9 protein-coding genes are annotated in these 14,950 nt (G+C 49.2%); 5 read left to right on the top strand and 4 right to left on the bottom strand.

The window, feature by feature from the left end:
• Positions 1-85 precede the first annotated feature (85 nt).
• Entirely contained in the window at positions 86-1,663 is a 1,578-nt protein-coding gene (locus H6A34_RS02750) for a DUF4595 domain-containing protein (RefSeq protein ID WP_205103308.1), read from the bottom strand.
• A 1,002-nt stretch (positions 1,664-2,665) separates the two neighbouring features.
• On the opposite strand from H6A34_RS02750, the gene H6A34_RS02745 reads away from it, so the two are divergent.
• Genes H6A34_RS02745 through H6A34_RS02725 form a run of 5 tightly spaced genes read left to right on the top strand, consistent with a single transcriptional unit; the run spans position 2,666 to position 8,467 of the window.
• Positions 2,666-3,154, top strand: coding sequence for a TlpA family protein disulfide reductase (locus H6A34_RS02745; RefSeq protein WP_021947918.1), 489 nt, complete (start codon positions 2,666-2,668; stop codon positions 3,152-3,154).
• A gap of 51 nt (positions 3,155-3,205) precedes the next feature.
• Positions 3,206-4,885 carry a DUF6029 family protein gene (locus H6A34_RS02740; protein ID WP_262896348.1) on the top strand — a complete coding sequence of 560 codons (1,680 nt, stop codon included), beginning with the start codon at positions 3,206-3,208 and terminating at the stop codon, positions 4,883-4,885.
• 5 nt (positions 4,886-4,890) lie between these two features.
• The gene (locus tag H6A34_RS02735) at positions 4,891-5,703 is read left to right on the top strand and encodes an Omp28 family outer membrane lipoprotein (RefSeq protein ID WP_205103306.1); all 813 of its coding nucleotides are present in this window, start codon (positions 4,891-4,893) and stop codon (positions 5,701-5,703) included.
• 23 nt (positions 5,704-5,726) lie between these two features.
• Entirely contained in the window at positions 5,727-6,362 is a 636-nt protein-coding gene (locus tag H6A34_RS02730) for a hypothetical protein (protein WP_205103304.1), read from the top strand.
• Positions 6,363-6,418: 56 nt separating this feature from the next.
• Positions 6,419-8,467, top strand: coding sequence for a hypothetical protein (locus tag H6A34_RS02725; RefSeq protein ID WP_205103302.1), 2,049 nt, complete (start codon positions 6,419-6,421; stop codon positions 8,465-8,467).
• Between the two features lie 552 nt (positions 8,468-9,019).
• Here the strand turns inward: H6A34_RS02725 and H6A34_RS02720 are convergent.
• The 3 genes from H6A34_RS02720 to H6A34_RS02710 form a co-directional block, all read right to left on the bottom strand.
• Complete coding sequence (locus H6A34_RS02720) at positions 9,020-11,137, bottom strand: pectate lyase (RefSeq protein WP_205103300.1); 2,118 nt, start codon at positions 11,135-11,137, stop codon at positions 9,020-9,022.
• A 92-nt stretch (positions 11,138-11,229) separates the two neighbouring features.
• Entirely contained in the window at positions 11,230-13,344 is a 2,115-nt protein-coding gene (locus H6A34_RS02715) for a pectinesterase family protein (RefSeq protein WP_205103299.1), read from the bottom strand.
• Complete coding sequence (locus tag H6A34_RS02710) at positions 13,344-14,582, bottom strand: InlB B-repeat-containing protein (RefSeq protein ID WP_205103298.1); 1,239 nt, start codon at positions 14,580-14,582, stop codon at positions 13,344-13,346. The genes H6A34_RS02715 and H6A34_RS02710 overlap by 1 nt, the downstream gene beginning before the upstream one ends.
• Positions 14,583-14,950 lie beyond the last annotated feature (368 nt).

Here is a 14,950-nt window from a genome sequence, read left to right as displayed (position 1 = left end):
TCCGCGCCGATTTTTTCGTTGTGTTGTGCTGGTTGAGATTTGAATGTTGTTGTACGTTCTTATATAGAACCCACGTAGTGTTTATTTATTCTTCGTAGAAGCTGAACTCCGTAGGATGATAGTCGTCGCCGTCTACTGTCAGGCTGTTGTCGGTCCACGTGAAGGTGGTTGTGCTGCCGCTGTCGCTTGTCTCCAATTCGGGCAGGTGCTTGGGAGCTTTGCCCAAGAGGCCGGCGTAGTAGAGGCATTGCACCTCGTCGATGTCAACCGAGTACACCTTGTAGTAGAACAGCAGGCAGTTGGTGTTTGCCTGGTCGCCGTAGGTGTATGTATATGTGTGCTCGCTGCCGCTGTCGGATAGCCAGTGTACTTTTGTCAGGTTGCCGTCAGTCCAAGTCAGGTCGTACAGGCGGCCGTTGCGGTCGTCGTTCATGGCCGTGAGGTGGCCGTCGGCGTCGTATTCCAATGTCTTTGTGTACACATTCTCACCGTATTGGTCGTAGCTTGTCTGTACAATCTTCTCGGCGAAGCCTTGCTCGTTAAGCGTTATGGCGAAATCGTCGTCGCCGTCTCCCCTCATAGTCACGTAAACGTCAGGGCCGTCTGCGCCCGTCGCGTAGTTGTAGTTGAAGGTGATTGTCTCTTTGTCGTTTGTTATTTGCGTCAGATAGCCGTTTTCGTAGAAGAACTGGTCGTCGCCCATCTGCTTGAGCAGTTTGCCGGTGAACACGTTTGCCAGAGGTGACTGTGCTTCGGGCAGGTCGGTGCCGGGCGTTTCAGGGGCGTCTACGGCTACGAGGTAAGTCCACGACTCGTCACGTCCGTATTCGTCTTCCCATTTGTCATGTATTACGGCCCTGTTTCTGTCGAATGTTATCGTGGCGTAGTCGCCCGTCCATTCGCCATCCCACGCATAGTACAGTTGGCCTGCGCCGCGGTCTTTCCATTTCCACTCGGCTATGCCTATGCTGCCGTCGCGGTAAGAAACCAAATACGTGCCCGATTTAGACCACATAACCTCGATGGGCATATCATAACCTGTTTCACCTGGATTTTCGGGTGTTACGGTAACGTCATCGGTCTTGCCGGTTTCCTTGTCATAGTACACATCATGTATTTTCTCTATCTTCCATGTGCGGCAGAGTGAGCTTGTCATGTTGTCGTCGCCCATTACGGGTTGTTTTTCGGCAGTGTACTGCGTGGTCTGTCCACCCTGTGTCGTCACTTCTATACCAGTTACGTCACTGCCTGTGTAGTCAAGCTTTATCGTGCCGAAACCTTCAAGGGCGTATTCATTCTCGCCGAGACTGGTGAATGTTCCGTATATCACGTTCCCATCCTGCGTGGCGCGCGTCTGTGCGCCGCCGCTTAATAGCGACTTGTGGTGGTTTGTGGATATGCGGTTTGCCGAAGTGTTGTCGGCGGCGTAGTAACCTCCGCTGTAGTTTAGGGTCACGATGTAGTTGCCGCTGGCGCTTAGTTCGATACTCTCGTAAGGAGAACCTTCCGATGTGATAGCGTACTTGCCGCTTACCTGCTCGTATTGCGGAGTGGGCAGGTCAGCTCCTCCTCCGCCGTTGTTGTCATCGTCGCTGCAGGCTGTGAGGCTTGCGGCCATGAACAGCATGGTCATGGCCATGAAAAACAGATTTAACTTCTTCATGATTTTTTGTTTTTTGTTGAATATATGATTATTTGGTTGGTTAAGTGCGCAGTGAGTTGCCCGACAGCCATTGGCGGTCGTCGGTGCGTGTGTCGTGAGAATGTGTGCAATCGTGTGTACTGCGGCAAATCTTCCTGTCAATTGCATAGAATTATACTTGGCTCACCCCTCTAAACCTGTGGGTTCAGTCCATGTTAATTCTGCAAGACGGGACGCAGATGTTTTCGTCTGTGTTTAAGGAGAAGAGCCGTCCCATTACTTTCAGCCATGGCTACAACGGCCATGCCGAATTGCCGAGGTAATGTAATCTCCTTGTCAGATAATTCTGATTTGCGGTGCAAAAGTATTAATTATTTTGCAGAAACATAATCATGGAGAGTAAAAAAACGTTAAACACGCATTTCTCGTAGTGCGTTTGTAAGGTTTTCGTCTGGAATCGTAATGGTTGTGTGCCGCATTGTCAAAGGCGGCTTATCCAACACATTTGCGGATGAAACCCAAAGGCCGTCAACCGCACGCTGAAAGGCCGCCTTTTGTTCTCTAAAAGACCGTCTCTTGGAAGGTAAAAGGCGGCCTTTCGCAAAGCCGTTGATTATCAGGCTGTCACCACCTGTTGTAATCGGACTTGCAGAATGCTGGCCAAAGTTGTTTTTACGTTAGTCTTTTTCGGTATGTTTTACTATTTTGCATGTCGGCTAAGTTTGGGATTTTTACTAAAATAAAATAATACTATTGGTATTTAACAACGATTTGCCCTTTCAACGTTTGATATGAACCAGCGCATGTATGTCTGCTCTAAATCTCTGATTGTTAGATGTTTAACGGGATTTTAATGATTAAACTGTTCTTTTACACCCAATTATTACTGCGATTGTTAGTAAAAATTAACTGTATGTTTATATGCTTCTTTTTATGAATTTTATATTTTTGCTTGTGAAATGTAACAATTTGGAAATTTGATGAAATCCGTAATTTTTTATTAACTTATCATACACTTTAGACATGAAAAAGTTTTTTATCTCATTTGTCTTAGCTTTCAGTTTTTCATTTGCGGCTGAAGCCCAGATTCCTTCGGTAACGTTGAAAGATATCAACGGTAAGACTGTAAGGACTGATACGCTTTCAAACAATGGTAAGCCGTTTATAATAGACTTTTTCGCTACGTGGTGCAAGCCCTGCAACCGCGAGCTTACAGCCATCAGTGAAGTGTATGAAGACTGGCAGGCCGAGACTGGCGTGAAGGTTATCGCCGTGTCGATTGACCAGGCCCAGAACGTAAATAAGGTGAAACCACTGGTCGACAGCCACGGATGGACATACGACGTGCTGCTTGATCCGAATGGTGACTTCAAGCGTTCACTCGGGGTTCAGACAATACCTTATACTATAATAGTAGACGGTAACGGAAAAATCGCCTATCGCCATAACGGCTACGTAGAAGGCGCTGAAGAAGAACTTATAGAAAAAGTGAGGGAGCTTCAGGCAAAATAAGCCTGCAATCGGGATTTAAGAATATTCATTTTAATTAGAGAGAAACCACTGATGGCAACAACATCGAGCAAGCTGCTCTGCCTGCTGGCCGCCATAGCCATGCCTGTTTGCTCAGCCGCGCAAGACGACGGGGGCAACAAGATTAACGTAAGCGGAAGTATACAGAGCGACATTATCATACCTGAAGAGGATAAAACTATCAACGCCAAGGGGTATAACGAATGGGGACTGACCAATACCTATGCAGACGTGAACGTCACGAGCGAGCACATTGACGCCGGCGCACGTTTCGAGTTCGTTAAACACCCGTTGCCAACGTTCTACGACGAGAAAGGGTTTAAGGGCTGGGGTGTCCCTTATGTGTATGTTAAGGCACACTTTAAATCATGGGATTTGACGTTGGGTAACTTCTACGAACAGTTCGGTTCGGGCTTCATTCTCCGTACATACGAGGAGCGCACTCTTGGTATTGACAACTCACTACTTGGCGGACGCCTCGTCGTTCGTCCTGTCAAGGGTGTTACGGCTAAGATTCTCTCCGGCAAGCAGCGCCGTTTCTGGGCGCACAACAATGGCTGGGTGACTGGCGCCGACCTCGAATTGAACTTCGACCAATGGTTCAAGGCTCTTTCTGATAAGGGCACTTACCTTACCTTGGGGGCTTCGTGGGTGAACAAGTATGAGAAAGACGAAGACCTTGTTATCGGAACTTCACACAAGCTTAATTTCCCTACGTCTGTCAACGCGTTTGACGTCAGGGCGAGCCTTCAGAAAGGCGGCTTCAACATTCTTGCCGAATATGCGTGGAAAGGACAAGACCCTACCTTTGACGGACGCTATCCTTACATCTACCGTGAGGGCAATGTCGCCATGCTGTCGGCCTCGTATTCAAAGAGCGGACTCAGCCTGCTGGTGCAGGCAAAGCGTAGCGACGCTATGGTGTTCCGCAGCCGTAGGGGCGAGACCAGCGCCATAGCCTCGTCAATCAACCACCTGCCGGCTTTCACGACTGAGCATACTTATGCCCTCGCGGCGCTTTATCCGTATGCCACGCAGCCTAACGGCGAGTGGGCATATCAGGCCGAACTGGGATACCGCTTCAAGCGAAATACCGCCCTTGGAGGAAAATATGGAATGAACGTGAAAGTTAACTTCTCGCACGTACACGCCATTGACCGCAACAACCATGCCGTAAATCCTTATAACGGCACGTTCAGCGGCACTGACGGCTATGGCTCGGCGTTCTGGAAATGGGGTGACGAGACTTACTACCAGGACTTCAACATCCAGATCGAAAAGCCTTTCTCTCGTGCGTTCAGGCTTAACCTCATGTACATGAACCAGTTTTATAACCAGACCATCGTTGAGGGAGAGGGCGGCATGGTGCATTCAGACATCTTCATTGCCGATGCAAAATACCGCATAAACAGGAAGCTGACACTGCGCGGCGAGCTGCAATACCTTAGCACTGACGATGACGACGGCGACTGGCTCTACGGACTGTTGGAGCTGTCGTTCCTGCCCCACTGGATGTTTACCGTGGCCGATATGTACAATAGCGGCAGAACAAACGTTCACTATTACCAGGGATATGTTTCCTACAATAACGGTTCACACCGTGTGCAATTAGGCTACGGACGCACACGTGAAGGCTGGAACTGTGCCGGCGGAGTATGCCGCCGTGTGCCCTCGAGTCGTGGTTTTACACTCTCTTACAATTATAATTTCTAAACAAAATGAAACATCTGAAACTTATATATAGCACTGCCATCTGCGTTTTAACCCTTGCCTTTGCCGCCTGCAACGACATTTCGGAGGACGAGAGGTTTATCTACGTGAAACCCGCGGACGTAAATCGTGCGATTCTGTTGGAAGATTTCACGGGCCAACTTTGTCCCAACTGTCCTACCGCTGCTGCGGAAATAGAAAGTCTTATATCTGATTATGGTGACTCGGTAATAATCGCGGTGGGCATACATAGCGGTCCTACAGGATTCGAGGGCTTTGGAGATAATATAGGTTTGTTGACGGAAACGGGCGATGAGTATTTCTATCATTGGGGTATAACAACGCAACCTGCAGGTATTATCAACCGTTCATCTGGCATATTGCAATGGAGTGAATGGGCAACTTCGGTGCGAAACGAGATTTCAAAGCAGGCAACGTTGTCAATGGAGATAAGTAATGCTTATGACGAAAGCAGCAGAACGCTTGATATCAGCGTGTCGTCGCTTGGTACAAATGGTACAACGTCCGGCAAACTTCAGGTTTGGCTTGTAGAGGATGGGATAACAGCCTTTCAAACAATGCTTGACGGAAGTGAGAACATGAACTACGTACACAATCACGTTTTCCGTGCTGCTGTAAACGGAACGTGGGGTGATGACTTCAATTTGGATGAAGGTGAAAGCGTGACTAACACTTTTACGTATGACATTCCGACAGATTGGAATCCTGAAAATGTCTCGGTTGTGGCTTTTGTTTACAATGATAGTGGAGTACAGCAAGTAGTAAAAGCTGCGATAATGAATGATAATGAAGAGGAATAATTATTTAAACAAATAAAATCAATATGAAAAGAATCTTTACACTTTGTTTTGCGTTATTGGCAGGTTTAGCTGTTTTTGCACAAGGAAATACTGTTGAATTTGTCGATGCTGGTGGTAACGTTATACCAGCAGGTTCTACTGTAGTGCGTGACAATATTGAGTTTTCAAGTATTACGGGAATCGGAACCATTCATTCAGGTGTATATGTTAAAAACATGACAAACTCTTCAACTTCGTGCGCCGTAAGTTGTTCAATAGAAAACATGCCGTCAGGCCAGTTCCAGATATGCGGTTTCGGCGACTGCGTTCCTGTTCCGCTAAATGACCGAATTGCCGAATATCCAATAAGTGATGTCATAGATTGTGATGCAGTTCCTCTTGCGGCAGGTGAGACAATGGATACCAAGTCTGAATGGATGAGAGTTAGAACTGGTAATTATGGCAGTTTCAACGTGAAGTATTCGATACAAGGCGGCAGTGAGATAACTGTAAACTATGTTTATTCAGACCCGACAGGAATAAACGATGTGCAGACATCAACAGATAAAACAGTCGTAGGATACTACACTCTTGGTGGTCAACAACTTGACTGCCAGCAGAAAGGAATAAACATAATTAAGTATTCTGATGGCACAACTGAAAAGAAATTATTAAGATAACAACCTTAATATGTATTTTATTAACTTAATGTTTAACCTTTAAAACTTAATGTGTTATGGTTAAAAAATTACTTTCTTTAGTAACGGTTCTCGTTGCCTTCTGTAGCTTGGCAAATGCCCAGAAGTTGCAGAAATACGAGAAAGCTTTTCCTCACAAGTATAATAATGTGATGATGAAAGCTCCTGCTACTCGTGCAAGCACTGACGGTGTGGTGTTTACTTATGCTTATGGTAGCAGTATAGGATTGATTGGTGGTGGTAAAAACTATGCCTCTCATTATGATTGTGCCATTTTTGTACCTGGCAAATTTGCAGGAAACAAGATTGACATCATTGCTTCTTACATAGTGGATAGAAGTTGCGTTGGCAATGTGAAGTGTTGGATTGCAGACCAGTTGCCGACTACCGTAAACGCAAGCACTTGTGATTATATTACCGACGTCACCGTTACCGGTGACCTGTTTACCACCGGAGAGCCTTTTTTGGCAATGCCTGAGAATTATACAATTCCTGAGGGAGGTTGCTATGTCGGCTATTCGTTTGACGTGACAGATCTTGGGTCTGAATATGGACTGTATCCTGTTGCTTTTGATGGCGGCGACGATATCGAGGGAGGCGCTTTTATGAACATGACAATCGACGGCGAAGACACTGGTTGGGATACCATGTACGGTTTCGGATCAGGCAACTTGTTGACCATGATCCAATTGTCTGGCGACAACTTCTTGAGTAACGCCGTTACATTGAATGACACTGATTTCAAGGTCGTTGCAGCAAAGGACGGTAAGGCAAATGTACGTCTGTCTGTGAAAAACCTTGGTGTAAACGATATCTCTTCGTTGAGCTACACAGTGAAAGATGTTACTACGGGCGAAGTTTCAGAAGAGAATACTGTGACGCTTGATGAACCAGCAATGTTTTATGAGATGGCAGATGTTACATTCCAAGTTGAAGCCGGAAGTGAGACAGGCTCTTTCAACAAGGAAATTACTATAACCAAAGTCAACGGTCAAGCCAATGAAGGTAATGAGAGCGTGCTTTCTGCCACAGGCTCGTTGCTGATTGTATCAAGGAATGTGGCTAAGAAGATAGTAGTTGAGGAATTCACGGGTACCGGTTGTCCGAATTGTCCGCGAGGCTATGCAGGCATGGCTGCTTTGGCTGACACGTATCCCGACGAGTTCATAGGCATATCTCCGCACGTTTCAGTGAATTATGAAGACCCGATGGAGACAGTTGTATACGATGATATGACTGGATATTTCCAGGCTAATAAAATTTCACTTGGTGTTCCAAGCGCATTGTTGAATAGAACGGGTAATATGTATCTGTTTGATCCTTATTACGGTTCAGGATCGGCGTACTTAGGCATACTTGACGGGTTTGAGGCCCTGCGTGGGGCAGCCGAGGCAGAGGTTGCGGTAAGTCCGCAGTGGAACGAAAACCAAACGGAGATTAACGTAAACACAGACGTTACCTTCCTTTATAACCGTGACGATGCACCGTATGCACTGGCTTATGTACTGTTGAGCGACGGTCTGCAAGGCAGTGAGTATTACTGGTGGCAATATAACGGTAGCAGTTATATGTATGGCAACATGGCTACAGGTGAATCTTATCTTGATGCATGGCTGACAAAGGGTGAGGTTGATGAGGTTAATATACCGGGATATGGTTCTTTGCAAGGTGTATATGTAAAGGATATGGTTTATGACCATGTAGCTTTGGCTTCGCAGAACCTTATGCCAACGGAACCGACTTTGAAAGCTCCGATTGTAATGGAAGAAAAGCAGACGGCAACTACGACGTTTGATGTATCTAACGGTATACAAGGCTATTATTTGGGCAATGAACTTATCCAAGACAAGTCTAAACTGAAGGTTGTTGCAATGCTTATCAATACCGAGACGGGCGAGATTGTAAACGCTGATGAAAAGGAAATTGCAGCTTATACGACAGGTATTGAAAATATTACAACTGAAGAAGAGAACGCAACTGAAGTTGCACGCTACTCATTGGACGGCACGCTGCTGGCTGCTCCGACTAAGGGCGTGAACATCGTTAAGATGTCTGACGGAACAACACGCAAGGTGATTGTGAAGTAATTATCACTTTTTAGTTGTTAATACAGATTTTGCAGGGCACGATATCGTGTCCTGCAATTTTTTTGTGGCATGATGATTCTTGGCTGCGTAAATGGCAACCGTTGCTTACATGCGTACGATAATATGGTCGTCTGTCATGCACACGGAAATCAGTTGATTTTCAGGACGGGGCTATTTGCCGATTAGTTGGATAAAGTATGTATTGTAATTCCAACATCTTTGAGGACTTTTTGCTGTTCGTTGTAATACACCTGAACTGCTGATGAACCGTAATAGGCGGCCTTTTGCTTTCTGAAAGACGGCCTATTGTCCTCTAAAAGACCGTTTCTTGAAAGGTAAAAGGCCGCCTTTCGCAAAGCCGTTGATTATCAGACAGTTGGCAGGATGTGAAAAGAGCCGTCCAAACATGTCGTTTGGACGGCTCTTACGCATTGCCTTAACGGCTTTAACTGTCTGTTTTTAATTGCGTTCGGTGTTCTGTTCCGACGGTTGTATAGGTGCATCCCGGCAGGCCTTTTCTGCCCGTCCTCACTCTCTCACCGTCTCACTTTCTCACCTTTTTATGAATTTCTTTCCGTCGCGGATGTATATTCCGGGGCGCAAAGGCTCCTTAACCTCCATGCCTTGCAGGTTGTATATCTTGCCTGTGGGCTTGCGTTCAACTGTGATGTCGCTGATACCTGTTGATATGTCGGTGTAGAGGCTTATCTTCAGGGCGCATTGTTTACCCTTTATTGTGAACGTCATGCTTCCTTCGGCAGGTGTCGCCAGCTCTATGTCATGAGTTCTGTAAACGGCCTGGTCGTTGTCCTTCGCCGGGAAAACATAGTCTGTCTCGCCGTATTCCAGTCCGTTAAGCTCTGCAATGTAGCTGTCTTTGTCTGCATATTTGTTGTATCCGTAGAAGCTGACTTTGGTCACTTTCTTGCCTTCGGGAATGTTTATCGTAAATTGTTCGGCCGAGTATTTTACAAGGTCTGTTCCGCTTTCTTTGCCGTATGCCTTGCCGGCCTCGTTGCTTACGCTGAACCCGTTGTTGAAGTTCCATGTATATCCGTCTGCTGAAGACGTGGTGTATGTGGTGTTGTCCAATACATATACTACGCTCTGTGACGGTTCGTCGCCGCCGCCTTCGCCATCATACTCTTCGTTACCGCTGAGCATTGTGCCGCCTTCGTTGCCTCCGTCCATGATGTCTTGTACAAGGCTGTTCATGTACTTTTCAAGGTTGGAGTATCCGTCTGCGCCTATCGTGGCGCCGTCTGCGGCATTGTTCTTGTCAAGTCCGTTGGCGTCTTCCCATTCATCTGGCATTCCGTCCTGGTCGGTATCAGTCGGTGCGGGCTCGCTTTCGAGTTCGGGCCATGCGCTCCAGTCGTCGCCCGCATCGGTGAATGCCTGCTTCAGGTCGTCCTGCGAGTCGATAATTCCGGGAATGTTGCTCTTGGTACCTGTGCAGGTAGCCTGTCCGTTGCGGGTGTCATTTACTATCAGCTCGTCCACCCAGTCACGGCGTAGTGAGGCTCCGGCGTATTCGAGTACCCGCTCATAGGCGTCTTCGGCTGAGTGTGTAGTAACGTTGGTAAACGTAATCGGGGCGTCAAGGCGCATTTCTTCTTTCGCCTCGTCCGTAAGCATGTTGTCAAGTTTGCTGTTATTGTCAAACTGGTTGTATATTCCGTATGTCCAGTTGTCTTGCGTTACGTTGGGTTGTGCAGGGTTTACGTTGCCGTTGACGTAGAACGTTCCCCATTTGTGCCATGTCGGCTGCCATTCGTTCCAACTGCCGTCGTCTTCTGTGCAATAGTCGGTTGTTCGTATTCCGATTTTCGCTATGCGCTGTTGTTTTGTCGTCCCGTCGGTTGCCGGACCCGGCTTGTAGTAGTTGTTTACGATGTTGACGTTCATCGCTTCGCCTCCGTAACAGCCCTCGCCGTGCCAGTTGTAGATAACGTTGTTGCGCATGTCCATGCGCTCATCGGTCTGTGTACTTGGTCTCGGGCCAAGGCGCGGAGTGCGTGAGTCGTGATGGGCTATCAGGTTGTGATGGTACGAAGCGCCTGAACCGCCCCAGTTGCCGCCGTATCCGTGACGGCCTTTTGAGTGTCCTGCCTCGCGCAGGCTTTGCGATGCTATACACCATTGCACTGTTAAGTTCTTGCTTCCATAGACTGAAAGGCATTCGTCTATGCTCCAGCTTACGGAGCAGTGGTCGATGATAATGTTCTCAAGATCCATGCCACCAAGACCGTCACCTTCATGGTTGGCCACTTCCTTGTTGCCCAAGCGGAAGCGGATGAAGCGTATGATGACGTTGTCTGTCGAGATTACAAACGGATAGTCGGCTATGCAAATGCCGTCGCCCGGCGCCGTCTGTCCGGCTATTGTCACGTTCTCATGTCTCAGTCTTAGCTCTGATTTAAGGTGTATAGTGCCCGAAACGTCGAAAACTATTGTACGGGTGCCCTCTTGGTTACATGCCCAGCGCAAGGATCCTTGCGTTCCCGTGTCCTCAAGCGTGGTGACATGATACACCGTACCGCCACGTCCGCCCGTGGTGTACCGGCCGAAACCTTCCGCTCCGGGGAAGGCCGGAGTCTGTGCTTGAATACTGCCGGCGACGAATAACGTCATCACTGTCAGCAGCGATTGTAAAATTCTCTTTAGCATACTCTTGATTCTTTTAAGTTGTTAGGTAAGTTTATTCCGGCCGTGTGGGCGTGGAGGGTGTCCATGCCGGCACGGCCGGATTATGTAAACGGTTATTTGTTAATGATTTTCTTGGTCGTCTTGCTGCCGTCGGCCATGGTCTTCACCTCTATCACTACGCCGCGGGTGGTGCTGCTTACACGTGCTCCGTCAATGCTGTAGTATTCGGTCTTTACGGCTTCGCCGGTTTCCGTGCCGTCAATTTCGTTTATTCCGGTCGATATTTCGGCAACGGTTGCTTCGCCGAGTCCGCCCATCTGGTTGGCAGCGCGTACCGAGTAAGTGACTGATGCGTCGTCAACGGTATATTCGGGAGTGGTCGTGAAGTCAACCACTTTACCGTCCTTGCATACTGCCCAGCAGAGAACGTACTGGTTGTCGTCCCATGTCAGCTGTGTGCCTTCTATGTAAACGTTGGTCGGCGCGGACGCTTGTTCGGTCATTGCGGTCGGATCCCAGTCGTCGCCTTCGCCCATTACCTTGGCCACGGTGTAGAAAGCGGCCTCTTCTTCGGTAAGCTCCGGATTGTTTTCATGTCCGTCGCCGAAAGTCTTTTTGCGGTCGTTGAGGCTGATTACGGTGCCTGACGCTGTTGTCGAGTTGTACTCGGCGAAGCGTGCCGGGTATCCGTCGCCCATCTCGCTCCATCCTTCCGCAGTGGGCTGAGCCTCCATCCTGGTGTTGATGTAGAGTGCTATCGGAGTACCGTCGCCCCAAGGACGACCGAGCGAATAGTTGCCGTCAACGTCAGAGTTTTCGCCCTTGATGGTGCAGTCCATGAAGATGTAGCCGTACTTTTTCGGTGTGCTGGGCACTGCGAGAAAACCTCCGGCCTCGCACATCACGAGCGTTACGCCGTTGAAGTAAGCGTCTCCGCCGCCGCAGAGGAAGTCAGTGCGTCCGCGTTGTTCGCCTCCCTCGAAGTAATAACGCCCGCTGTTGTTCCTTGAGTTGTACGTATCCTGGTATCCGTAGAGGCGAACGTTCTTAAACACGTTCTTGTCTCCGCCGTCCTCCAGAGCCGCGCCGCGACCCGTGTTGTCCTGAAGCCCGTTCTTGATGGTCACGTCTTGCAGGTACATATTGGTAGCCTGGCTTTCAAATCTGAATGTCTCGCACTTGCCGAGGCCCTCAATCGGGTTGGTAGTTCCAGGCTCTGTGTATGGAACCGTGTTCACGAAAGAGGTGTTGTCCATGCCTTCGCCGATGATTGACACGTTTGGCGTGTTCACTATCGTTGCCGGATGGGGATAGTTTGTGCCTTCAACTTTTGATGTTTCAGAGGCGGGAATGACGTAGTCTCCCTGTTTAACGAAGATGTAGAAACGCTTTGATTCGTCCTCGCGCGCGGCTGCCGCAGCCAGCGCTTCGGTTATAGTGCCGTCGTCAGGCACGATGAAGTCAAACTCGGCCTTGGTAACCGTAGGTCGTGTCATTGTGGTGAAGTTGACTGTTATCTCGTCGGTGATGAAGTTGTCGGTAAGGTCGCTGACGTTGTTTGCCGGCAATGTGAATGTGTATGGGGTGGCGTAGTCAAGGCCTTTGTACTCGAACGTTACAGTCTGTCCTGACACCGTGGGCTGCAGTTCCTGCGTGCCGAGCGTTGCTACGGTGCCTTCAACCATCTTAACCCTTTCATCGAAGTTTAGCACAATGCGGCCGTTGGCCGACGCGTTGGTGGCTCCTTCCGCCGGGACTGTGCTCTCCAGCTTGGGTGCCATGCCGTCATTGATTATCTCGGGCGTGCCCGTTATGTATATGTCGGCTATCGAAATGCCGTCGTTGTCAGATGTTGTGCCGGTGGGGTCGGCCGTCTTGTCGCCCTTCCAACGTATGTAGACGGTGGCCTGGTTGTTTGCTTCGGCCGGCAGGTCGAACGTGTTTTCAACGTATTGTTTCGCCGTTGTCAGTTCGTATGTTCCTATTTTGTTCCATGTCTGGCCGTCAAGCGACCACTCAACGTCCTGCCTTGACAGTGTGTTGTAGTTGAACATCATCGCCGCATGCACCTTGATGTCCTTGAATGCGGCAGCGTTCACCTGTGTCTGCCAGTAGAACGTGCCGAGTCCGTCAGTCTGCCAGTTTCTTGCCGCGCCGCGTCCTTCGTCGCCGCCGGAGACTACGCTGCGGTCAAGCCATCCCCGGCTTTCGCCCGCTTCGTTACGCATTACAAGCGCGTCGGCGTCGTTTTCGTCAGCGTAGAAGTCGGCTTTACGGCCGTTATTGCCCGTGAGATAGAAGCCCAGCCAGCAATGACGTCCTTCGATGCGGCGAATGCAGCCGTGACGTTCCTGTCCTGGTCCATCGTAACCTTTATTTCGGGCGTTGTCTCGCCTGTACTCCAGTTGGAGAAGTCGAGAATGTAGTTGCCCGTAGCGGTAAGAGTAACTTCCGTTCCCTCTTCGTACATGTTCTTTCCGTCAACCACCGTAGGTGTCGGGGTGGGCGAAATCATGTAGTCGCGGCCGCCGCCAGTGGCGCCGTAGCTAAGGGCGTAGGTGTTAATGCGCTCGTAGTTGGCCGTTACGGTCACGTCGCCGGTGATGGTGTAAGCCAGCTCAGCCTCTTCGGATGTAGTGCCGTCAGACACGCTCCAGCCCGTAAACCTGTAGCCGAAGTTGCGCGTCTGGGTGAACGTAAGGGCTGTATTTTCGTCAAACACGTTGCCTACTGGCACAACGTTTACCGTGCCCGCGCCTTCGGGACTGACCTGTACGGTCAGGTTGCACTGCTTTACGTCAAGTATCGTGCCGCTTATCGTTCCCTCGATTACTACGTTGGCGAAGCCGAGGTCTTTATTGGCACCGAGGCTATAGATGTTGACGCGCAGTCCGCAGGCACCCGTCGACGCTGCCGCTCCGGTAACGTTGAAGCTGAACGGAGTGCTGTATTGTCCGCCGAAAGTCTCGTTCGGGTCGCTGCCGTTCTCGCGCGACGGGCTTTCACCTGTCGCCAGACTTACGGTAGAACCGTCGGAGTTGACCCATGAAATGTCAAGCTTGCCGCCACCAGTTCCGAACTTTGAGCTTACGAACGACACTTTTGTAGGAGTGAAACTGAGTCCGGTTTTCGGCACAATCATGAATTCAACGGCGTTGTTGTCCGTCGGGCCGCTGTCTTGTTCGCCCGGCTGGAACGTTGTCTGTACGGGTTCGCCATCGCCGTTGGCGGCTTTTGCCCTGTAATAACTCAGGTTAGAGCCAACCTGTACATAGTTGTTGTTGAAATACGTACTGCTTTCCTCGGGCGTGAAGGAGGCCGTCTGGCCAGCCGTGCCCTCGTCGAACGGCCATGTAGCCGTGACACTCTCGTTAACCGTCTGCGCGCATACTGGCAGGGGACAGTTTGCCCATCCCAATAGCAAAATCAGCGCATAGCCGATTGCCTTTAAATTTTTCTTGTACATAGTTTGTTTAATTGAATAGGTAATTATATAACTGTGGTAAGTAAAGTATTCATCTGTAGCCATCGTGGCACGCTGCCGCGGTCATGCAACCGTAGCCTGGTATTAGTCTGTATGGTAGTTCGTGTCGGCTTTGTTCCTGCAGTCCTGGCGGATATGAAATGTGCTTTCGATATTAGGTATGCAGTTTGTTTGCCACAAAGGTAAGAATAAATATACACACGAGGCGTAATTTTATTAAAATTTTTAATGTTTTTTTATTCGGTCGGTTTAACCTCTTAGTCCGGGGCGGTTTGTCAGTAAATTGCCGCTTTGATATTGTTTGCCGGGAGCATGGGAACCAGTCGGTTTGCAAGAGGCGGCCTTTTGTC

The sequence above is a fragment of the Marseilla massiliensis genome (assembly GCF_016899855.1).
GTDB lineage: Bacteria > Bacteroidota > Bacteroidia > Bacteroidales > Bacteroidaceae > Prevotella.
Note: the sequence above shows the minus strand (reverse complement) of the source record. Positions and strands in the feature narration are given on the sequence as shown.

Bases quoted from the DNA above. Each gene is read 5' to 3' on its own strand.
- H6A34_RS02710 (WP_205103298.1), bottom strand. From the start codon at position 14,582: ATGTACAAGAAAAATTTAAAGGCAATCGGCTATGCGCTGATTTTGCTA.
- H6A34_RS02745 (WP_021947918.1), top strand. From the start codon at position 2,666: ATGAAAAAGTTTTTTATCTCATTTGTCTTAGCTTTCAGTTTTTCATTT.
- H6A34_RS02750 (WP_205103308.1), bottom strand. From the start codon at position 1,663: ATGAAGAAGTTAAATCTGTTTTTCATGGCCATGACCATGCTGTTCATG.
- H6A34_RS02725 (WP_205103302.1), top strand. From the start codon at position 6,419: ATGGTTAAAAAATTACTTTCTTTAGTAACGGTTCTCGTTGCCTTCTGT.
- H6A34_RS02740 (WP_262896348.1), top strand. From the start codon at position 3,206: ATGGCAACAACATCGAGCAAGCTGCTCTGCCTGCTGGCCGCCATAGCC.
- H6A34_RS02720 (WP_205103300.1), bottom strand. From the start codon at position 11,137: ATGCTAAAGAGAATTTTACAATCGCTGCTGACAGTGATGACGTTATTC.
- H6A34_RS02730 (WP_205103304.1), top strand. From the start codon at position 5,727: ATGAAAAGAATCTTTACACTTTGTTTTGCGTTATTGGCAGGTTTAGCT.
- H6A34_RS02735 (WP_205103306.1), top strand. From the start codon at position 4,891: ATGAAACATCTGAAACTTATATATAGCACTGCCATCTGCGTTTTAACC.
- H6A34_RS02715 (WP_205103299.1), bottom strand. From the start codon at position 13,344: ATGCGTAACGAAGCGGGCGAAAGCCGGGGATGGCTTGACCGCAGCGTA.